Origin of the sequence: Pedobacter sp. (genome assembly GCF_046462515.1) — a bacterium.
Classification (GTDB): Bacteria; Bacteroidota; Bacteroidia; order Sphingobacteriales; family Sphingobacteriaceae; genus Pedobacter.
Window position 1 is genome coordinate 723,728 of record NZ_JBKGVD010000008.1, and the last position, 20,927, is coordinate 744,654.

The 20,927-nt window shown below is 36.6% G+C and carries 19 protein-coding genes and 1 tRNA gene; 9 read left to right on the forward strand and 11 right to left on the reverse strand.

From position 1 onward, the window contains the following. Complete coding sequence (locus ACLHG9_RS11145) at positions 1-1,533, forward strand: DUF6850 family outer membrane beta-barrel protein (RefSeq protein ID WP_410221562.1); 1,533 nt, start codon at positions 1-3, stop codon at positions 1,531-1,533. 5 nt (positions 1,534-1,538) lie between these two features. Further along, a complete protein-coding gene (locus ACLHG9_RS11150) occupies positions 1,539-2,678 on the forward strand; it encodes a cytochrome-c peroxidase (RefSeq protein ID WP_410221563.1) in 1,140 nt (379 codons plus the stop codon). A 6-nt stretch (positions 2,679-2,684) separates the two neighbouring features. On the opposite strand, the gene ACLHG9_RS11155 is transcribed toward ACLHG9_RS11150, so the two are convergent. The 5 genes from ACLHG9_RS11155 to ACLHG9_RS11175 form a co-directional block, all read right to left on the reverse strand. Then, a complete protein-coding gene (locus ACLHG9_RS11155; RefSeq protein WP_410221564.1) occupies positions 2,685-2,837 on the reverse strand; it encodes a hypothetical protein in 153 nt (50 codons plus the stop codon). A 119-nt stretch (positions 2,838-2,956) separates the two neighbouring features. Beyond that, on the reverse strand, positions 2,957-4,027 hold the full coding sequence (gene dinB, locus ACLHG9_RS11160) for a DNA polymerase IV (RefSeq protein ID WP_410221710.1): 1,071 nt from the start codon (positions 4,025-4,027) through the stop codon (positions 2,957-2,959). A gap of 17 nt (positions 4,028-4,044) precedes the next feature. Then, positions 4,045-5,004 (reverse strand): hypothetical protein, encoded by a 960-nt coding sequence (locus ACLHG9_RS11165; protein ID WP_410221565.1) that lies wholly within the window; start codon positions 5,002-5,004, stop codon positions 4,045-4,047. 20 nt (positions 5,005-5,024) lie between these two features. Beyond that, positions 5,025-5,768, reverse strand: a complete 744-nt coding sequence (locus ACLHG9_RS11170) for an outer membrane beta-barrel protein (protein WP_410221566.1) — start codon at positions 5,766-5,768, stop codon at positions 5,025-5,027. A gap of 13 nt (positions 5,769-5,781) precedes the next feature. Then, positions 5,782-6,492 carry a pseudouridine synthase gene (locus tag ACLHG9_RS11175; RefSeq protein WP_410221567.1) on the reverse strand — a complete coding sequence of 237 codons (711 nt, stop codon included), beginning with the start codon at positions 6,490-6,492 and terminating at the stop codon, positions 5,782-5,784. A gap of 161 nt (positions 6,493-6,653) precedes the next feature. Between ACLHG9_RS11175 and ACLHG9_RS11180 the strand changes: the two genes are divergently transcribed. Together ACLHG9_RS11180 and ACLHG9_RS11185 are read left to right on the forward strand one after the other, a co-directional pair. Then, positions 6,654-9,077: a prolyl oligopeptidase family serine peptidase gene (locus ACLHG9_RS11180; protein WP_410221568.1), complete on the forward strand. Its 2,424-nt coding sequence runs from the start codon at positions 6,654-6,656 to the stop codon at positions 9,075-9,077. Positions 9,078-9,228: 151 nt separating this feature from the next. Further along, a complete protein-coding gene (locus tag ACLHG9_RS11185) occupies positions 9,229-9,687 on the forward strand; it encodes a DinB family protein (RefSeq protein WP_410221569.1) in 459 nt (152 codons plus the stop codon). Positions 9,688-9,713: 26 nt separating this feature from the next. Here the strand turns inward: ACLHG9_RS11185 and ACLHG9_RS11190 are convergent, their stop codons facing one another. After that, positions 9,714-10,934 (reverse strand): ABC transporter permease, encoded by a 1,221-nt coding sequence (locus ACLHG9_RS11190; RefSeq protein WP_410221570.1) that lies wholly within the window; start codon positions 10,932-10,934, stop codon positions 9,714-9,716. A 78-nt stretch (positions 10,935-11,012) separates the two neighbouring features. On the opposite strand from ACLHG9_RS11190, the gene ACLHG9_RS11195 reads away from it, so the two are divergent. The 3 genes from ACLHG9_RS11195 to ACLHG9_RS11205 are packed head-to-tail and all read left to right on the forward strand — an operon-like array spanning position 11,013 to position 13,816. Further along, positions 11,013-12,263 (forward strand): exo-beta-N-acetylmuramidase NamZ domain-containing protein, encoded by a 1,251-nt coding sequence (locus ACLHG9_RS11195; RefSeq protein WP_410221571.1) that lies wholly within the window; start codon positions 11,013-11,015, stop codon positions 12,261-12,263. 35 nt (positions 12,264-12,298) lie between these two features. After that, positions 12,299-13,210, forward strand: a complete 912-nt coding sequence (fmt, locus tag ACLHG9_RS11200) for a methionyl-tRNA formyltransferase (RefSeq protein ID WP_410221572.1) — start codon at positions 12,299-12,301, stop codon at positions 13,208-13,210. Positions 13,211-13,225: 15 nt separating this feature from the next. Then, on the forward strand, positions 13,226-13,816 hold the full coding sequence (locus ACLHG9_RS11205) for a hypothetical protein (protein ID WP_410221573.1): 591 nt from the start codon (positions 13,226-13,228) through the stop codon (positions 13,814-13,816). Between the two features lies 1 nt (position 13,817). On the opposite strand, the gene ACLHG9_RS11210 is transcribed toward ACLHG9_RS11205, so the two are convergent. Continuing rightward, positions 13,818-14,663: an aminotransferase class IV gene (locus ACLHG9_RS11210; protein WP_410221574.1), complete on the reverse strand. Its 846-nt coding sequence runs from the start codon at positions 14,661-14,663 to the stop codon at positions 13,818-13,820. Next, positions 14,664-15,698 carry an RluA family pseudouridine synthase gene (locus tag ACLHG9_RS11215; RefSeq protein ID WP_410221575.1) on the reverse strand — a complete coding sequence of 345 codons (1,035 nt, stop codon included), beginning with the start codon at positions 15,696-15,698 and terminating at the stop codon, positions 14,664-14,666. A gap of 186 nt (positions 15,699-15,884) precedes the next feature. On the opposite strand from ACLHG9_RS11215, the gene ACLHG9_RS11220 reads away from it, so the two are divergent. Continuing rightward, positions 15,885-16,877, forward strand: a complete 993-nt coding sequence (locus ACLHG9_RS11220; protein ID WP_410221576.1) for a DUF6588 family protein — start codon at positions 15,885-15,887, stop codon at positions 16,875-16,877. Between the two features lie 112 nt (positions 16,878-16,989). Here ACLHG9_RS11220 and mgtE read toward each other — a convergent pair whose 3' ends face one another. Continuing rightward, a complete protein-coding gene (gene mgtE, locus ACLHG9_RS11225; RefSeq protein ID WP_410221577.1) occupies positions 16,990-18,366 on the reverse strand; it encodes a magnesium transporter in 1,377 nt (458 codons plus the stop codon). 303 nt (positions 18,367-18,669) lie between these two features. On the opposite strand from mgtE, the gene ACLHG9_RS11230 reads away from it, so the two are divergent. Then, positions 18,670-18,741 (forward strand) — tRNA-Arg (locus tag ACLHG9_RS11230). A gap of 147 nt (positions 18,742-18,888) precedes the next feature. Here ACLHG9_RS11230 and ACLHG9_RS11235 read toward each other — a convergent pair. After that, positions 18,889-19,947: an NAD(P)H-dependent flavin oxidoreductase gene (locus tag ACLHG9_RS11235; protein ID WP_410221578.1), complete on the reverse strand. Its 1,059-nt coding sequence runs from the start codon at positions 19,945-19,947 to the stop codon at positions 18,889-18,891. A gap of 39 nt (positions 19,948-19,986) precedes the next feature. Further along, positions 19,987-20,919, reverse strand: a complete 933-nt coding sequence (locus ACLHG9_RS11240) for a Dyp-type peroxidase (RefSeq protein ID WP_410221579.1) — start codon at positions 20,917-20,919, stop codon at positions 19,987-19,989. Between the last annotated feature and the right edge of the window lie 8 nt (positions 20,920-20,927).

Below are 20,927 nucleotides of genomic sequence, written 5' to 3' on the forward strand. Positions count from 1 at the left end.
TTGAAGAAGATCATTATAATATGTTTTATTTTACTATCGGTTAAAGGTTACGCGCAATCTTTAACCGATAGTTTATACCTGTACCAGCAATCAGGCAATGTTTTATCCGGGGCTCAGCAAAACGCTAATTTTTTATTGGTTACTCCTGTGAACCTAAGCGGAAAAATAACCCTTGATTATGATTATTCAAATGGTGGCTTTAGAAAAGCTCAACAGGCTCACATCACACATCAGGCGGGTCTCGTATCTGAAGGCTTTAACAAATTTGGACGTTTTGAAACTACAGGCTATTTCAAGTTTGCAAGAATATGGCAAGACAGTTTATCATGGACTACAAAAGGGCTTGAACAAGATGATCAACCTTATTATTATGGTTCTGTCAAAGCTGGCAGCTATGAACGTTTTAAGTATGAATTAGGTGGTATCTTATCTTATAATCTCATTAAGAATAAGGTATATCTTGCAACAGGTTTAAATTACCTGTACAATTCAGCTACCAGATCTGTTGACCCAAGGCCACAGGTAAATACTTACCAGTTTCAGATCAAGCCAGAAGTATTATACCGTTTCGGTAAAGGTATTATCGGCATAAATGCCTTATGGGGTTACGGTACAGAAACGATGGGTATTTCATATAAAAACATCGGTTATCGAGGTGGCGGATATCCTGATAGAATAAATTACTTGGTGCAAGGTTATGGTTATTATACCAAAAGTCAGAATGAGAACCCATTAAAAAGATTAGATAAACAATATGGTTTAGGCTTAACTTATACCATTTCTTTTGCTGATTACCATTTAAGAGCTGCTATAGGTTATAAAACTATACTTGAAGACAATTACAAAGACCTAGATCAATCTGTAAGGAAATCGTACGTATCTTTTTATGATACAGAAAAGTATGATGCCTTTTTACAAATGGATAAAAAGAATAAAAACATACAACAACAATTACAGCTTACCTATAATCAGCAGCAAAGTAACGATGTGAATATTGTTTTTTATGCTATAAACTACAAGTATTCGGCACAAAACTTTAATCTACAATACCTGATCAGCTTAGACCATTTTAATAAAAAAACCAATGAGTTTGGTTTAAATTTAAATTATAACCATCTAAATAAGCATGATATAGCAACCCAACATCGTTTGAAGTATACACTTTTTGAACCCAATTTATTATATAATGCTTACCTGAACTTTAAAAATAATGACCGTTTAAAATTAGGCTTACAGTTAGGATACCGTACACCTCTGCAAAATGAATTGAGCATAGATCCACTACAGATTAATATTTTTACACATGATGTTATCTTTCCGGATTACCAGTTTTACAGTAGCAACGCTTTAAAAACATCTGTTTCTGTTCATTATATCACGGCTAATCTATTTAAAAATTTCAGATCGGCCATTACTGCAGATGCAGATTTTTACCGCCAATTGGCGGTAAAAAACCAGCTTAGTGATTATAGTTTTAATCAGGTTGGTAAGAATTTTATCTCCTGTAATTTGGGATTAAATATTTATTTTTGACACACATGAAAAAGGCATTTGCAGGGCTGTTTGCAGTTCTTGGAATTTTATTTTTTGTTTCTTTCAGAAGTACCGAATTTATCAGAGGCGACGAGCTTACACCTGATAGTTTACGTAAAATCTATAGCCAGTCTCCAGATAAATGGCCTGCTCCTAATGTAGATAAAGGCGTAAATTGGAAAGAATTGGGTGTATTACCCCCTTCTCCTATAAATCTAAAAGATGATTCCATCAAAAAGATTGTTGATTTAGGCCGGCTGTTATTTTTTGATCCACGTTTATCCTCATCTAATCAAATTTCATGCTCAAGTTGTCATGCTCCTGATCTAAATTGGGCTGATGGCCGAGAGGTTTCTATTGGACACGATCACTCGCCTAATAAACGCAATGCCATATCTTTAGAGAATGTATGGGCACAAAAAAAGCTTTTCTGGGATGGCAGAGCCGATAGTTTAGAACAACAGGCTGAAGGACCGATAAGCAGTGAAATAGAAATGCACCAAGATTTAAAGCAGTTAGCCAAAAAAATAAGTAAAATAAAAGGTTACAAGCCTTTCTTTTCTGCTGCATTCGGTACTGATAAGGTTAGCAATCAACGCATATTAAAAGCATTGGCCGTTTATCAGCGTACTATCGTGAGCCGCAAAACCGATTTCGACAGATTCTTGGAAGGTAAAAAAGAAGCGCTTACCGATCAGCAGGTTTTGGGATTACACCTTTTCAGAACCAAAGCCCGTTGCATAAATTGTCATAATGGCCCTTTATTTACTGATTTTGATTTTCACAATGTAGGCTTAACCTATTATGGCCACTCGCATGAAGATCTGGGCCTTTATAATATTACCAAAAAACCTGAAGATGTGGGTAAATTCAAAACACCTGGTTTACGTAATGTGATGCGTACCGCTCCCTGGTTTCATAATGGATTATTTCCTGATATGGAAGGGGTAATGAATATGTATAATGTAGGTATGCCTGTTCAGAATGTTAAACCAGAGCAGGTTAATGATCCTCTATTGCCTAAAAATGATAAGCTGCTAAGAGGATTAAAACTAAGCAAGGCCGAAAGAGATGCCGTGATATCATTTTTATATGCGATCAGCACCACGCCATGGAAAGATAGGCAGCCAGAATTGCCAAAATAAGCAATACTAAGTGTTAGCTTTTTTGTCTTTTTTAAATAGCGATTTTTTAGCCAGTCGTTTCATCTCTTCATTTTGCTCATCATTGTTACTGATGACATAGTAAATAAAACCCAATAGGGCTACAATAACTACTGCGATTAAAATAAAGTTGATTTTCATCTTCTCTTGTTTTGTAACGAATATAAAATCAATACATTAAGTAGGTGTTAAGGTATAATTAAACTTTAAACCTATAAGTATCTACCATCAATAAACAATAGAAAAAGATTAAATGGTTTTTAGAAAAGTTCTTTTTGCTCTTCTACCCTGTTTCGCATTTTAGGTTCGTGAAAATTAGAGAAACCTACCCCTATTAGCCTTACAGATTTGCCTTCAAAATCTGCATTTTCTATCAATGTTTTAGCCCTAAGATAAGCTTCGTTTTCATCAGTTATCGGATGATCAAAAGAAATACTTCTGGTAATTTGCTTAAAATCAGCAAATTTTACTTTAACAGTCAATGTTCGCCCATATAAACGATATTGATTAAGTCTTTTAAAAGCAGATTGCGTAATGCGCAATACCTGTTCATACAATTCACTTCCCTTATCCAGATCGTAGCTAAAAGTGTCTTCAGAACTGATAGATTTAGTTTCTCTATCAGGTTTTACCGCCCGGTTATCTATTCCTCTTACAATGTTATAAAAGAACTTTCCAGACTTACCAAAAAGGATCATTAAACGTTCTTCACTAAGCTTTTTCAGGTCGCTACCTTTGCGTATACCCTGCATTTTCATGCGTTCTGCCGTAACCTTACCCACGCCATGGAATTTTTCTACCGGTAGTTTTTCCATGAATTTTTCAATTTTGGAAGGGCCTATAAAAGTTAAACCATCCGGTTTGTTCATGTCTGAAGCTATTTTGGCTACAAATTTATTGATAGAAACACCCGCAGAAGCAGTAAGGTTCAATTCTTCTTTAATCGCTTTTTTAATTTCTTCTGCAATGGTTATAGCCGAACCAATGTTCAGTTTATCTTCTGTTACATCTAAATAAGCTTCATCTAATGATAAAGGCTCTATCAGGTCTGTATAACGGCTAAATATTTCTCTGATCTGCCTGGAAACCTGCTTATACACATCAAATCGGGGGTAAACGAAAATAGCATACGGGCATAACTGCTGTGCTTTTTTTGAAGGCATTGCAGAACGTACGCCAAAAGCTCTCGCTTCATAACTGGCTGTGGCTACAACACCTCTTCCTTCGGGTGTACCGCCCACAACCAAAGGTTTACCTCTGTATTGCGGAAAATCGCGTTGTTCTACAGAAGCATAAAAAGCATCCATGTCTATATGTATAATCTTACGGATCACTAATTAAACGTACTCTAGTCTGAAATGTACTTTGAATAAGCTCTATCACTCCAAAAAGTATAATTACGGCTTTTGAATTTTGTGCCATTAAAAATCAGGCTGATAAAACCATTTTTATCTACCAGGTTGGTATGGTAAATCTTAGCCTCAGGGTTTTTAATCAATACAAAATCTATCGTATGGTTCTTATTAAAAAAACTCATCCTGTCGCTCAGGTTCAAATTAGACAAATTAATTTTCTCTGCAAGATCTTTGGCCATAAGCTGGCTTCTGTACCATGTACCACCTTTAGGTGAAACCAGAGGTTTACCGTTAAGAACAACAACGCTGTCATTGTAGGCTATAATCTGTAATGCTTTATTTTTATCTTCAAGCCAGTTAAGCAATTTATCCTTATGTTGAGGGCCATTGTAAGCATAAGTGGCATCTATAAAGCCTATTCTTTTTACATAATCGGCTATCTGGTTATTTGCGCCAATGTATCCAAAAATGAAACTTCCACCACCGCTATGTCCTGTTAAGTAAATTTCAGGATTAAAATTCTTATACTTTTCATACAAGGATGTAACAATGTTGGCAATAACTTGATCGGCATTTTTATATTTTTTTCGCCACGCAGGCCAACTTTTCAGATCATTCTCTGCGTATACTACCACATAATTGCTATGTTTATCCGTTTCTCGTATAAAAGCAGTTTGTGCACCAATATGTTGTATATCAAAATGCCAGTCATCATTGTTACTTAATTTCTTTCCAAAGGTTTGAGACGTGGTATTTCCATTGGGTAAGGCGTATAAAATAACTTTTAAAGGCCTTTTATAATTGAAGCTCGCAGGTTCATCTATGGTTAAGGTTACACCCGTATCTATTTTAAGAGTTTTAAAGCTTGCTATTTTTTGCGATAGCGTAAGCTGTGCCATGGCAGTTTTTGCAAACAGCAGCGTAAAAAATAAAGCTAACCTTAAGTATTGCATACCATAAAAATAAGAAGTATTTACTTAATTTTAGGTTTCTTGCCTATATTTAAAACAGCACCTATAGTAAATATAGAATAACCTGCATTTAAGAACTTTCTGCTCTTTAAGCCAATATTACTGCCTGTGGTATATTGCAATTGAAATTCATCGCTCAACACCATACGTGTAAAAAAAACAGGCTCTATAAATATATTATCTTCGTTAGCCTGAGCTATATTATTAATGGTAAAATCTTTGGTTTCTGCGTAGCTTAAGCGCCACGCCATACCGTAATTTAGTTTAAGCTGTGTACCAAACACACGTACGGTATCTATTTTTTTTGAGCTGTAATTTACCTGTAAAAAGGTTTTTTTATAAAGGGCATGCTGCACATCTGTAGCTAAGAGCATTTCTTTGTTATCATAAGTGCGAGAAGTTTTGATATTTTTACCACTACCCAAGCCTGCGTAAACTTCTAAAATGCGATTATTATCCGGGCCAAAATTCCTGAAATACCCTCCTCCTATCTCGTAAAGGCTATGTTCAAGATCTTTGCTATATTTCTCGCTGTTAAGATAAGCGGCATTACCAATAACTGCAAAATGATCTCCAACAGCGTATGCGCCATTCACATTAAAATTTCCTTTTAAAGAAATGTGTGCTGCGGCAGAGAATTCGCCTTGGTTACTCAGCATCGGTGTGTTGGGCACAACAGGCATATAAATAGATGAACAGGCACTTAAAGAGAGGGCTATAGCGGCGAGGATAATCTTTTTTAGCATAATGTAAATAACGCTATTTATCCGAAAAATTATGCAATGTTCCTAAATTTAAGCTCATAATAGCAGCCGCACGTTTAAATTCGGGATGTACACTGGCAGTAATATGAACAGGTTCTGTAGTAACGGGATGTACAAACTTTAAAGAACTGGCATGCAAAAGCATGGTATCCATTTGGTAACGTTCCTTAAAATATCGGTTCTGCTTATTACAGCCATGAGGCCGATCTCCTATAATGGGATGAAAGATATGAGCAAAATGCTTGCGCAACTGGTGCATTCTTCCGGTTTTTGGGTTCGCCTCAACTAGGCTATATCGCCCGGTTGGGTGTTTTCCAAATTCTACCGGTATTTCTGATTGTTGCAAAGTTCTGAACATTGTAAACGCTTCCTGCAAAGTTCCATTCTCTTTCGCCAAAGGATAATCTATTTCCATTTCATCGGGTGTAAATCCCCTTACTATAGCCAGATATTTTTTCTCTACCAAACCTTCCTGAAACTGTTTCTGCATTTCAATCTCTACTTCTTTAGAGAAAGCAAACAAGAGTGCACCTCCGGTTTTTCTATCGAGCCGGTGCACAGGGTTTACCTGTTTTCCGATCTGGTCTCGCAGCAACTGTAAAGCAAATTCTTTGGCATCGTTGGCTAATTTAGAGCGATGAACCAATAAACCATGCGGTTTATTGATAGCAATAAGGTCATTATCCTGATAAACTATTTCTAACATTCGGAGCTAAATTATAAAATTTGTTCCTCCGTGAGCCTAAAAACTTAAAATCGTGTTTAAGATTGTTTTTTTAGGGCACTTATGATTTCTATCAAATTATTGATACAAAACCAGAATTTGAATTGAATAATATTAAATTTAACCAACTCAATTTAATTGAAATGAAGAAAAAACTACTAAGCTTATTTTTGATTGCGCTGGCAGGCAACAGTTTTGCTCAGGATGCAATTACTTACCAAAAGCCGGCCAAAGAAATTGTGGACTTACTGTTGGCTAAACCTACACCCGGTGTAAGTATAGACAGCAAGGCCGAATGGATTTTATTTAGTGAAAGAAATCCTTATCCTTCTATTGAAGAACTGGCTATGCCCGAGTACAAAATTGCAGGTATGCGTATCAATCCAAACAATTACTCGCCAAGCCGCCAGACTTTTATCAACAATTTCAGTTTAAAGAACATTAAAACAGGAAAAACTGTAGCCATTACAGGTTTACCTGCCACATTATATGCGGGTAACGTACGCTGGAACCCAAGCGAAAACAAAATAGCTTTTACACAAACAGGTCAGAACAGAATTGACCTTTATGTAATTGATGTAGCAACCGGAAAAGCTGCTAAAGTTAATAAGCAACCTTTAAATGCTATTTTAGGCTCGAGCATTATATGGGTAGATGATCAAACCCTTATTTACCAGGTGGCCACTAAAGCTGCCAGCATGGCTCCTGCCCGTCCGTTGGCACCTAAAGGTCCTACCGTACAAGAAAATTTAGGTAAAGTTGCACCAAGCGCAACCATACAAGATTTAATTAAATCACCTTATGATGAGCAATTATTTGAATTCTTTGCTACATCTCAGTTAGTACAAAATAAAAATGGCGTTGAAACACCTATCGGTTCACCTGCTATTTATAGTTCGGTATCTTTATCACCCGATAAAAATTACTTTTTAGTACGCACTATTAAAAAACCTTTCTCTTATCTAGTTTCTGCCGGAGGTTTCCCTTCTGTAGTTAAAATCATTGACAGAAGTGGTAAAATGGTAAAACAACTGGCAGATCTGCCTTCTACAGAAGTCCGCCCTTCGGGTTATGATAACGTACAGAACGTTCCGAGAAACTTTGACTGGCGTGATGATGAGGCGGCTACCATCACCTGGGCACAGCCACTTGACAGCGGATTGATCAAAAAGAAAGTAGAATACCATGATGCTGTTTATGAATTAAAAGCACCTTTTAACGGATCGGCCAAAGAATTGTTCAAAACCAAAACCCGTTATGCAGGTACAAGCTGGGGTAACGCTACTTTAGCCTTGGTTAGAGAAATATCGAGAACCAATCAAACCAGCAAATTAAATCGTTTTAATCCCAGTACAGGAACTTTAGAAACACTGTACGAATTAAATACCACAGATGCTTACAATAACCCGGGCAGTCCTGTAACCGAAAAAAATAAATTTGGACGTCAGGTAATTTTAACTACCGATAATGGAACCAAGTTGTTATTAAACAATACTACGGGCGCATCTCCTAAAGGCGATTTACCTTTTTTGGCAAAATTTGACTTAAACACCAAAAAATCTGAAATTTTATGGCGCTGCCAAGAAGGTAGTTTTGAAACCGTAACCGATGTATTGGATCCTCAGAAACTTGTTTTATTAACCAGACGCGAAAGTAAAACCGATGTTCCTAATTATTTCATCAAAAACCTGGTTTTAAAAACTGCCGACAGACAGATTACCAACTTTACGAACCCTTACACTGCTTTAGATGGTGTTAGCAAGCAAAAAATCTCTTACAAACGTGCTGATGGCATTGATCTAACCGGAGATTTATACCTGCCTAAAGGTTACAACAAAGATAAAGACGGACCTTTACCTGTACTGATCTGGGCATACCCAAGAGAGTTTAACTCTGCAAATGATGCTGCACAGGTACGTGGTTCTGAAAATAAATTTACTATGGTAAGTTCTGGCGGACCACTTTTCTTTGTTACGCAAGGTTATGCAGTTTTAGACAATGCCGAAATGCCTATTGTTGCCAAAGAAGGTAAAAGACCTAATGATTCATTTGTTGAACAATTGAAATTAAATGCCGAAGCTGCGATTAACAAACTAAGTGAAATGGGTGTTGGCGACAGAAACAGAATGGCTGTTGGAGGTCACAGTTACGGTGCATTTATGACTGCAAACTTATTGGCCCATACCAACTTGTTTAAAGCCGGCATTGCTCGAAGCGGTGCATACAACCGTACTTTAACACCTTTTGGTTTCCAAAATGAAGATAGAACTTACTGGCAGGCCCCGCAATTGTATTATGAAATGAGTCCGTTTAGCTATGCAGATAAAATTAAAACCCCTATATTATTAATCCACGGAGAAATGGACGATAACCAGGGAACATTCCCTATCAATAGCGAGCGTTTATTTAATGCAATTAAAGGTCATGGTGGTACTACACGCTTTGTATATTTACCTTATGAAGCTCATGGCTATCGTGCTAAAGAAAATATTATGCACATGCTCTGGGAAACTAACCGCTGGTTAGATACCTACGTAAAAAATGCAAAACCTACATCGGCTAAATAATTAAATTTGCACATAGATTTTAGATGAGGGTGTTCTATTGGATTTATCGTCATCCTGAACTTGTTTCAGGATCTTTGGTTGAAGATTCCGTATCCGGTACACAATGACGTAAGGCTAATGAACACCCTTGTTTATTTAAAACCATTTAACCATGAATACTACACTTGCATTAATCAGAGCCACACGTAAAAAATTCATAGAATTTACGGAAAGCTTTACCATTGAACAGCTTAATCAAATCCCAACAGGTTTTAATAACAATATTGCATGGCATTTGGGGCACATTATGGTAAGCCAACAATTATTAAGCTACAGATTAACCGGAAACCCCTGCTTAGTTAACGATATACTGATAGAGAAATACAGACATGGCTCTAAACCCGAAAGTTTTATTAATGAAGCTGAAATTGAAGAAATCAAACATTATCTTTTAGCTAATATAGACCAGCTCGAAGCAGATCTGCAAACCAATAAGTTTGATCAATTTAAAACTTATAACATTGCCACTTATAACTTTACGCTGAACAATATTAAAGATGTGGTTACTTTGGTTTCTAACCATGATGGTTTACATTATGGCTATTGTATGGCCATGCGCAAGCTTCTCTAATTTTATTAAAAGATCCTTTAGAAGGTTTATTTAAATCTGATCGCTTTTAAAGGACTGATTTTACCAATGAGCATAGCTGGCACCAAAAGTACCAATGTACAAATAACGGCTGTTCCTATATTCAACAGTAAGATATCCATTATATGAAATTCTACCGGAACAAAAGAAAGGTAGTAACTGGCCTGATCTAATTTTATAAAATGGGTTTGTTGTTGTAAAATACCTATACCGATACCCAAAATATTGCCTAATACAAGGCCTATTCCAATAAGATACAAAGCATTATAAATGAATATTTTCATAATGCTGGCATTACCTGCACCCATTGCTTTAAGCATGCCGATCATATTGGTACGCTCCAATATCATGATGAGCAGCGCCGTAATCATATTAATTAAGCCTACAATCATCATTAACACTAGTAAAACCTGAGTATTTACATCTAACAAAGAAAGCCAGTTAAAAATTTCAGGACTGCTTTCCATTACCGAACGTGATCTTAACTTAAGCTCCAGATCATGATAAACCTGATCTGCTATGAGTTTTAACTGGTTAAAATCCCTAACCTTTACTTCTATTCCTCCTGTTTCTTGTGATTGCCAGTTATTTAACCTTCTGATGAGGTTTAAATCGCCAATTACAAAGTTCTTATCTAAATTATCTATGCCTATGTTAAAAATACCTACGATGGTTACTTTTCGCTTTTTAGGCGGATTTTGTATAAAATGCATGATAAAGCTATCACCAACTTTAAGCTTTAACCTTTTTGCTGTAAATTCTGAGATCAGGATCTCTTTCATAGCAGCAGCGCTATCGGTAAAATTAATGACTCTGCCTTGCACTAAATGCTCTTTCAAATAAGACCAATCATATAAACTATCTATACCTTTGTAATTAACAGCTTCTACTTCTCCATTTACAACAATAATAGAGGGCTTAACCGCAAATGGATAATAAGTTAGCAGGTTTTTATTGTTCTTAAGTGCTTTTAGAGTTGTATCATTAGGTATAAACGGCGATTTCTCAAACGAGCCGTTCAAATCATAGCGGTAAATCTGTATATCACCTACAAAACCTCTTACTTTATTCTGGATTTCTGTTTTAAAGCCTTTTATAACCGCAACAGATAAGATCATTGCTGCTAAACTAAGCATTATACCTATAATAGCTATACGTACAATTAATTTCGAAAAAGTACGCTCTGATTTTAAGGATATTCTGCCGGCTATAAAATATTCGAAGTTCAAAATTTTACGATAAATTGTATATTAGCAAAAATGCTAATTCAAAATTGAATTAACACATAAATGTTTAAAAAACTCATCATGAACAAAACTATTGCAGCACTTAAAATTTGTTTATTTGCTTTTGTGTTTTCTGCATGCGGACAAGGTGTTTCACACAAAACTCCTGTCTCAAAACAGCAGAACAAAAGTAAATCTGTAGAAAAAGGCATTAAAACCGGAGCCGAACAAACAGATCTTTATCTTCCTCTGTTAAAAGGTAAAAGAGTAGGTATGGTAGTTAACCCTACCTCTGTTATCGGTAAAGAAACCACAGTAGATGCATTACTGAAATTAGGTGTTAACATTGTTAAGATATTTGGCCCTGAACACGGTTTTAGAGGCGATGCAAGTGCAGGTATTCATGTTGATGATTCAGTAGATAAAGCTACGGGTATAAAGGTAGTTTCTTTGTATGGCAAGAATAGTACACCAACTAAAGAAAACCTTGAAGATGTTGATATTTTGATATTTGATATACAAGATGTTGGCGTTCGCTTCTATACTTATATTAATACTTTGCAGCATGTAATGGAAGCTGGTGCAATGTACAATAAAGAAGTGATCATTTTAGACAGACCTAATCCAAACGGTTACCTGATAGACGGGCCTATTTTAGATCCTAAATACAAATCAGGCATTGGCCTACAACCTATACCTATTGCACATGGTTTAACCATAGGTGAATATGCCCAGATGTTAAACGGCGAAGGTTGGTTAAAAGACGGTTTAAAGTGTAAGATCAAAGTGATCAAAAATGCCAATTACACACACGATATGCCTTATGTACTGCCTGTAAAACCATCACCAAACCTAAATACACAACAATCTATACTATTATATCCAAGTACCTGTTTATTTGAAGGTATTTATGTAAACCATGGTCGTGGTACACAATTTCCTTTCACCATATTGGGTGCGCCTTATTATAAAGGCATTTACCAGTTCTCGTTTACACCAACAGGTATAAAAGGTATGGCCGAAACACCTATTTTTAAAGATGAGGTATGTTATGGAATAGATTTAAGAAATTACGATACTTCTATCTTAAGAAAAACCAAACAGATCAACCTAAGCTGGTTAATTGAATTGTACCAAAAATCGCCCCGTAAAGAAGATTTCTTTAACTCTAAGCTGAGCAACCAAATGGGTACCATAGAAAAATTGGTAGGTGTTGGCGATTTCCGTCAGCAGATTATTGATGGAAAATCTGAGGCCGAGATCAGAAAAAGCTGGGAACCAGGTTTGAGTAAGTATAAAGAAATGCGCAAAAAATACCTGCTTTATCCTTAAGCGGTTTATTTGCAAATTAAAATTTATAGCATAACATGAGAATTGTTTTTATGGGTACGCCAGATTTTGCTGTGGCGTCTTTAGCTGCTTTAAAAGATGCAGGATTTGATATTGTTGGGGTGGTTACTGCGGCAGATAAGCCGGCTGGAAGAGGTCAGAAGTTAAATGAAAGTGCTGTAAAAAAATACGCTGTAGCGCGTAATTTAAAAGTATTACAACCTTTAAAGCTGAAAGATCCTGATTTCTTAGCAGAATTAAGCGAGCTAAAAGCAGATTTGCAGGTGGTGGTGGCTTTTAGGATGTTGCCAGAAGTAGTGTGGAATATGCCGCCAAAAGGCACCATTAATTTACATGGTTCGTTATTGCCTCAATACCGTGGTGCAGCGCCAATTAACCATGCCATTATTAACGGTGAAACTGAAAGTGGGGTAACTACATTCTTTCTGAAGCATGAAATCGATACCGGTGATGTAATTTTTAGTGAAAAGGTAAACATAGAACCCGATGAAAATGCGGGATCTTTACACGATAAATTAATGGAAACCGGTGCTAAACTAGTGGTTAAAACGGTAGCTGCTATCCGCGATAATACCTACAATGAAACGCCACAATCCATAAGTACAGACTTAAAAGCTGCCCCTAAAATCTTTAAAGATTTTTGCAAGATAAACTGGAATCAGCCTACTGATCAGATTTACAACCATATTAGAGGTTTAAGCCCCTATCCCACCGCTTTTACGGTTTTTCAGGATAAATTACTGAAAGTTTTTGAAGTCAAACCCGAATACATACAACATAGTGCTAAACCGGGAGATTTTTTGAGTGATGGCAAAACTTACCTTAAAGTTGCCACTACGAATGGTTATATAAACCTATTAGACGTACAATATGAAGGTAAAAAGCGTATGCGTATAGATAAATTTCTCCGTGGCATAAGACTTAACTGATCACTTAGTTAATATATGGATAATCAGCAGAAAATATTACTTGAGCAGAAGAAGAAACAACTTCAATTGCAAATTGCTGTACAAAAAGAAATCAGTATGCGTATTTCGGGCTGGTTATCCATTTATAATGAGATTCTTGAAAATAAAGTTGAACACAGCCTACACGAAATAGAAGCCCGGGATCCCGAAACTTTGGTTTACTGGCAAAAGGCTTTAAGTGAAGCACCATTATCTGTTTATCATTTAGATAGCAAACTGTTAAACTTTAATAAAGAAACCTGGGTACAAACAGCTCTATATCATAATTTTCCTTCACAAAATCCGCTACGTTTTGTACCTCCTCTTGACGAGCAGTATTTAAGCGACGATGTAAGAGATTTATTAGAAACAGCTTTAAAAGAAAGAGTTTTAACTGATGATGCGGAGTTTTATTTATGCTACCTGTATTATTATCCCGTTATTAAGATAAAACTGAACGAGGCGTTAAAACATGCAAACCTTTTATTTGATCAGCCTATTGAAGATGTTGCGCTACTCACTACAGACAAAAACTGGCTCTTCTTTAAGTCGATGGAAGATCAGTATTATTTTGGTTCAAAAGTATAGATCAGCTTAAACTTTCATTCAGCTTAGCACTTAAAAATTTAGCTTTTTCGTTAAAATAACGCTTACGCCCGTAACCCATTACCCATCTTATACCTGATACTGCATTGGTTACAAAAACCTCTTCGGCTTCGGTAAGTATCTGCGGATTGATCTGCGCCTCAACAATCTGAATATCATTCTGTTTAGCCAGTTGCATTACCACTGTACGCATTATACCGGCAATACAACCTTCTTCTAATGAAGGTGTATAAATCTGATCTTTATAAACTACAAACAAGTTTGAACTGATACTCTCGCACAAGAAACCACTGTGGTTTAAGATCAGCGCCTCATCTAAACGGTGTTTCTTTTTGTATATACCAGCCAGCACAAACAAAAGGCTATTAATGGTTTTACAGTTAGAAAGTTTATCTATATGCTTGGTCAATTCATCATACACATCAATAATAAGCCCCTTCTTATTGAGCTCATAGTGATTGCTGTCTAAACTTTCTGCTTCCAGTACATAGCCCGCTTTATTGGTCTCGGGCGTGTACAATCCTGCTCCCCCTCTGTAAACAGTTAGGCGGTAGCGCACATTTCCCTGCAAGCGGTTCTTTTTTTGTAATTCAGCTGTTTTTTGTTTCAGAAAATACTCGTCCAATAAATTATAACCATCTATTTTAAGGGTTTTCATTCCCGCCTTAAGCCTGTCGGCATGCAACTCGGCAAACTGTAGTTTACCATTGATCATGCGCATACTTTCAAAAATGCCGTCTCCGTATCTGAAAGCCCTGTTATTAGCAGTTAATACAGGATGGTTACTTAATACAAATTCGTCGTTAATTAAAATATATGGGTTGCTCATTTAATCCTGTACTTGTTTAACGTAATTACGCCATTTTTCTAAAACGCTTGCGAAATCTTGCGGCAAAGGAGCTTCAAATTCCATATATTTTCCGGTAGATGGATGAATAAAGCCTAAAGTTTGCGCATGCAAAGCCTGTCTTGGCATAATTTCAAAGCAGTTGTTTACAAATTGTTTGTATTTACTGAACGTTGTACCTTTTAAAATCTTATCACCTCCATAAGTGGCATCACTAAATAAAGGATGCCCGATGTGTTTCATATGGGCCCTGATTTGGTGTGTACGACCTGTTTCTAACTGGCAGCTAACCAAAGTAACATAGTTTAAACGCTCTATAACGTGGTAATTGGTTACAGACCACTTACCTTTGGTCTCATCGTTATATACATCCTGTATGATTCTGTTTTTAAGGCTGCGCCCAATATAACCCTCTATCCTTCCATCGTTTTCTATATCTCCCCATGCCAATGCAATGTACTTACGTTTAATGCTGTGGTCAAAAAACTGTTTGGCCAGTTTGGTCATGGTAATCTCGTTCTTACTGATCAGCAGTAAACCCGAAGTATCTTTATCTATACGGTGCACCAAACCCGGACGGCCATCGTTGCCAGGTAAAGTAGGCAATTGGGTAAAATGATAAGTAAGCGCATTAACCAAGGTTCCTGTATAATTATTGTAACCTGGATGTACTACCATGCCCGCAGGTTTGTTTACCACCAGCAGGTCGTCATCTTCATATACAATATCTAAAGGTATATTTTCGGGATAAACCTCTGTATCGCGTGGAGGATGTGCAAATACAATAGAAATCTCATCTAAAGGTTTTACCTTATAACTTGATTTTACGGTTTGTTTGTTAACCAGTACATTACCTGCATCAATTGAGTTTTGTATTCTGTTTCTTGATGCATTTTCTATACGGTGCATCAAAAACTTGTCAATACGCAACAAAGACTGTCCTTTATCCACAACAATATTGAAATGCTCATACAAGTCCTGCTCTTCTTCTTCGGGGTCTATTGCATATTTTTCCATTCAGCAAAAATAAATTATCGAATTGATAATTAATAAAAACAATTTGGCTTATTATTTGCTTTTGATGTATTACTATGATGGTTTGGCTATGAAAAACTTCTCCTCTAACGTAAAAATTATACTTAACTTTTTTCCGTATCTAATCAAAATGATATATTTTCGTAATTGAATATATATCAAACAACGATGAAGACGTACTTCAATTTACTGAAAAAAGGTGCATTAATCGGTTCTCTTTTCTTTCCTTTGGGTGTTTTTGCCCAAGATCAGGTTTCTGATTTAATTAAAGGAAGTCCCGAAGATGCAGGCAAATTAGCTAATGCCTATTTAACTCCTGCGTTAAACGGTTTTGGCTTAGGTTTAAATTCTGGCTGGTACACTTCGGCCAAAGCAAAAAACACACTCCGGTTCGATTTAAGATTTACAGCAACAGTAGCTTTTGTTCCGCAAAGCGACAGAACTTTTGATGTAAATAGTTTGGGCCTTAAAACCATGGATCCTATGGGCGGTTCTATAACACCTACTATATCTGGACCTGATCAAACTGGTGCAAGAATGCGCTTAAAGTCTAACGGGCAGGAATTTAATTTACCTGAAGGTATTGGTGTAAACGTTGTACCTTCACCACAGGTACAATTAACAGTAGGCTTACCTAAAAATATAGACGTTTCTTTACGCTATATTCCAAAGATTGACCTTAAAGATTTTGGTAAGGTTGATTTATTTGGTGCAGGAGCTAAAATAGAGGTTTTACCCCTTATTTTAGGCAAGGCAGATAAGATTGTACCTGTTGATGTGGCTGTAGCTGTAGGTTATACACAATTTAACTGGGATATTCCTTTGGAGGTTGGTGATAACAGCAAACACGATCAGCACATCTCTACTAAGATTAAAGGCTTAAATATAGATGCCATTGTATCTAAACGTTTACTTTTCTTTACACCGTTTGCCAGTGTAGGTTTTAATAACTCAAATGCAGATATCAGAGCTTTAGGTACCTATCAATTTGGTTCTGATACCGTAACCGATCCTTTTACCATTAAACAGGATTATGTGAACGGTTTAAAAGCCTCAGTAGGTTTTCAGTTACATTTGGCTTTCTTCAGACTATACGGTTCTTACACGCAGTCTAAATACGGTTATGTAAATGCCGGTATAGGCTTTGGCATGGGTAAATAAAGCCTATAAACGCATAAAAAAAGCTGCTTCCAATAAAGAAAGCAGCTTTTTTTATGCCTTGATTTCGGCGTCATATTTTATATCAACATCTTATTTGATGGTGTTTTTATATTTAGAGCAACACTCCTTTTAAGATCAGTACCGCTATGCTAAAATAAATTACGATACCGGTAACGTCTACCATAGTAGCTACAAAAGGCGCAGATGAAGTGGCCGGGTCTAATTTTAAGCGTTTCAACATAATAGGCATCATTGAGCCAATTAAACTACCCCATAATACAATGCCTACCAGCGTAAAGAAAATAGTAAGTGAGATTAAGAACCAATGATCGCCATAATCGTAAATACCCAGCTCCTGCCATAAAATAATGCGCAAAAAGCCTATACTGCCTAAAATTACACCCAATGACAGGCCCGAGATGATTTCTCTACGCATTACACGCCACCACTCGGCAATGGTAATTTCGCCCAATGCCATAGCCTGTATAATTAAAGTAGAAGCCTGCGAACCGCTGTTACCTCCACTACTCATAATTAATGGAATAAATAGCGAGAGTACAACAGCTTTTTCAAGCTCAAATTCAAAATGCTGCATAGCAGTAGCGGTTAACATTTCGCCTAAAAAGAGTACAATTAACCAACCTGCACGTTTCTTAATCAGTTTTAAGATCGGTATATCCAGATATGGTTCATCTAAAGCCTCAGTACCCCCAAATTTCTGCATGTCTTCGGTGTACTCTTCATGCGCTATCCATAAAATATCATCTATGGTTACAATACCTAACAAAATATTGTTATCATCAACAACAGGTAAGGCTACCCGGTTATTCATTTTAAAGATACTAATGGCTTCTTCCTGCGGGTCGTTTACATTAAGTGAAATTAATCTGTTATCGGTTAGCTCTCCTATTTGTGCATCGGGATCTGCCAATAAAATCTCTCTGATCCTGATATCGTCTAACAGCACCCCATCTTTATCAATCACGTAAACCACATCAATGGTTTCAGAGTTTTTGCCATACCTGCGTATGTGATTAAGCACTCTGCTTACAGTCCAGTCTATTTTTACGGCAATAAAATCAGGCGTCATCAAACGGCCAATACTGTCTTCTTTATAACCCAAAAGCACCAAAGCCTCCTTGCGGTCATCATCATTCAGTAAAACCAGTAATTTTTTTACAGCATCACCTTTTAACTCACTAAATAAAGCCGTTCTATCATCGGGAGGCAGTTGCCTGATGATTTCGGTAAGTTTGTTACTTTGCAGTTTTTTAATGATACGCTCCTGAGTTGGAAAATCCAGGATCCTAAAAACGTTTACGGCACGTTTTGTTGATAATGATTCTATAAATTTAACAGCATGTTGTGGAAGCTCATCTATCAACTCCTCAACATCAGATATGTTGAGTTCGTTTAAATAGTTTTTTAACTGCCTATCATTATCATTTTCCAAAAGTTGTAATACTTCATCTACCAGCAGTTGCTCCATAACCTCTAAATTTATTTACTCCATTAACACCCTTGTTTATTTACCGCAAAAGTGCATTTTTTTTTTCAAAAACTATCAAAGCCCAAAAGCATTTTTTAACAAAAAAATTATAGGGTTTATGAGACCTGAAAATGCCTTTTAACACCTCTTATATTGTGTTTTTTATTTTATATACCACATTGTGTTGCTTATTATAAGTGTTTTAAAATCATTTTGTTTGAAAAGTACCTTCAATATTTTGTTCAACATCTGGTGCATTATAGTAGAATAATCACTATTTTTTTTATTTTTGCGGCTTACCCTGTTTCCGTAGTTCAATGGATAGAATGTCAGATTCCGGTTCTGATGATGTGGGTTCGACTCCCGCCGGGAACACTGATAGACCAAATAAAAGCCACTCTTTGGGTGGCTTTTATGTTATAAAAAACTGTTAAAACAAAATAAAACCACTGAGAGTTGATCTTTAATTACACAATTTTAAGCAGCTGAACATATTAAGCAGGTCAGATTTGTCTTTCAATTTTATACTTCTGCTTCTTTAATGAAGTTTTCAAGAATTTCGCTTGTAGATTTTCCGCTATAGGCATTAATAGATTGCCCTGTCCAGATATTTACAAAATCTGCATTATGATTTAACCTTGCTATTCTTCTCAATTCGGCCGTGAGTTTATTTTGGTATGGATAAGGCAGAATCTGCTGAGCGGCCTCAACCGCGTTTGTAAAGGTATTTTTAATACCTCTGGCATAACGCCCCGAAAAGCTTTTAGTTAGTACAATATCTTTTTCATTGAGATTTCTTAGGCGTTGCTTTTCAAATTCCATTAAAGCACTTTCGGCAGAACCTAACAACAGACTGCCAATTTGAAAACCCTGTGCGCCCAGAGCTTGCGCCGCCTTTAATGTTCTGGCATTGTAAATACCTCCGGCATAGATTAACGGAATGTTTACACTATCATAAACTTTTGATAAGAGCGACATACCTCCTATTTCGGGAATGCCTTCATCCGCAAAAGTACCCCTGTGCCCGCCAGCCTCAATGCCTTGCACACAAATGAGATCAATACCCGATTCTTCTAAGATCACAGCCTCATTTACCGAAGTACAGGTTCCAATCAGTTTAATTCCTCTGCTTTTTAACCGCTCAATACTTTGCGCATCAAGATTACCAAAGGTAAAACTTACAATTTTGCAGTCTTCTGCAATCATGGCATCTATACGCTCATGATAACTCTTAACTTTGATTTCATCAATTTCTGGTAATTGAACTTCTATATGATATTGATCGGCTAATTGCGTAATAAAGTTTTTTACAGCTCTGTATTGGGTTCGCAGTTCGTCTGTAATTTCGGGAATATCATTCACAAAAATATTAACGGCAAATACCGTATTTGTGAGTTGTTTTGTAGCACGGATAAGTTCAACACATTTATCTGCCGGAAGGTCGCCCAAAGGCAAAGCGCCTAAGCAGTTTGCTTTAACTGCAGCAGCTACCATTTCGGGCGTGGTAACACCCAACATTGGCGCCTGAATAATGGGATACTCAATGCTTAATAAGCGGCTTAAATCGTTCTTCCAATTCATAGTACTGAGTTTTATGACATTAGCTTTCTTCAAAATTCTTTATCCCGAAAATTCATCCAGCATATCTAATGAGGGTACAAAAAAGAGTGTTCCTGTTTTAGCGGTGCTAAAATCTAAAATACGATCATAATTACCCGGAGGGTTACCGACAAACATATTGGTGAGCATTTTTTCTATTGTACTGAAAGTACTTGCATACGCAATAAAGTAAGTTCCCATTTCATTGCTTGCCACATTTCCAAAAGGCATGTTATCTCTTACTACTTTAAAATCGTCGCCAATATTAGCTAAAGCGATATGCGAATTTTTAGGTTTTACGTCATCACTCATTTCAATATCGTTTTCTTTTGTTCTGCCTATTACTTTCTCCTGCTCTTCTGTTGAAATCGATTTCCAGGCATCCAGATTATGGATATATTTCTGAACAAAAAGATAGCTTCCGCTTTTATAGGCCGGATCCTGCTCGTTAATAACCGCAAAAAAGTCACGGTCTGCACCATGCGGATTTTCTGTTCCATCTACAAAACCCAAAACAGAACGGCTGTCCCAATAACGAAATCCCTGTACTTCTATCACACAATTGGCAATTTCTTTTATAGAATCGGTAATTACCGAAGCCATGTCATAAGCAAAACTTTTTTCATCAGAACGGATATGGAAATGCAGATCACCTTTAGTAGCAATTGCTGTATGTTTACTGCCGGTTATAGCTTCAAAATTTTTAAGTTCTTTAGGCAAGGGTTTAGGTAAATCCAGTTTTAACCAAGCATCATAACCTATACCCATTACACAACTTGCTTTATAATTGGGAAAACGATCTAACGCGGAATTATTAAGATTAATCACCAAAGCACATATGCGCTGGAACGTGGATTTGATTTTTTCTGTTGGTACATCTTCCCTGAAGTTCCACACCAAAAAATAAGTATTGTTATTAGGATAATCAGTTACGTTTTGTGGGTTTATTGGCATAATAGAGT

What these genes read in the sequence shown, in the direction of transcription:
- ACLHG9_RS11150 (WP_410221563.1), top strand. Translation starts at nt 1,539, where the DNA reads ATGAAAAAGGCATTTGCAGGGCTGTTTGCAGTTCTTGGAATTTTATTT.
- ACLHG9_RS11155 (WP_410221564.1), bottom strand. Translation starts at nt 2,837, where the DNA reads ATGAAAATCAACTTTATTTTAATCGCAGTAGTTATTGTAGCCCTATTG.
- ACLHG9_RS11165 (WP_410221565.1), bottom strand. Translation starts at nt 5,004, where the DNA reads ATGCAATACTTAAGGTTAGCTTTATTTTTTACGCTGCTGTTTGCAAAA.
- ACLHG9_RS11170 (WP_410221566.1), bottom strand. Translation starts at nt 5,768, where the DNA reads ATGCTAAAAAAGATTATCCTCGCCGCTATAGCCCTCTCTTTAAGTGCC.
- ACLHG9_RS11175 (WP_410221567.1), bottom strand. Translation starts at nt 6,492, where the DNA reads ATGTTAGAAATAGTTTATCAGGATAATGACCTTATTGCTATCAATAAA.
- ACLHG9_RS11180 (WP_410221568.1), top strand. Translation starts at nt 6,654, where the DNA reads ATGAAGAAAAAACTACTAAGCTTATTTTTGATTGCGCTGGCAGGCAAC.
- ACLHG9_RS11185 (WP_410221569.1), top strand. Translation starts at nt 9,229, where the DNA reads ATGAATACTACACTTGCATTAATCAGAGCCACACGTAAAAAATTCATA.
- ACLHG9_RS11195 (WP_410221571.1), top strand. Translation starts at nt 11,013, where the DNA reads ATGAACAAAACTATTGCAGCACTTAAAATTTGTTTATTTGCTTTTGTG.
- fmt (WP_410221572.1), top strand. Translation starts at nt 12,299, where the DNA reads ATGAGAATTGTTTTTATGGGTACGCCAGATTTTGCTGTGGCGTCTTTA.
- ACLHG9_RS11205 (WP_410221573.1), top strand. Translation starts at nt 13,226, where the DNA reads ATGGATAATCAGCAGAAAATATTACTTGAGCAGAAGAAGAAACAACTT.
- ACLHG9_RS11210 (WP_410221574.1), bottom strand. Translation starts at nt 14,663, where the DNA reads ATGAGCAACCCATATATTTTAATTAACGACGAATTTGTATTAAGTAAC.
- ACLHG9_RS11215 (WP_410221575.1), bottom strand. Translation starts at nt 15,698, where the DNA reads ATGGAAAAATATGCAATAGACCCCGAAGAAGAAGAGCAGGACTTGTAT.
- ACLHG9_RS11220 (WP_410221576.1), top strand. Translation starts at nt 15,885, where the DNA reads ATGAAGACGTACTTCAATTTACTGAAAAAAGGTGCATTAATCGGTTCT.
- mgtE (WP_410221577.1), bottom strand. Translation starts at nt 18,366, where the DNA reads ATGGAGCAACTGCTGGTAGATGAAGTATTACAACTTTTGGAAAATGAT.
- ACLHG9_RS11235 (WP_410221578.1), bottom strand. Translation starts at nt 19,947, where the DNA reads ATGAATTGGAAGAACGATTTAAGCCGCTTATTAAGCATTGAGTATCCC.
- ACLHG9_RS11240 (WP_410221579.1), bottom strand. Translation starts at nt 20,919, where the DNA reads ATGCCAATAAACCCACAAAACGTAACTGATTATCCTAATAACAATACT.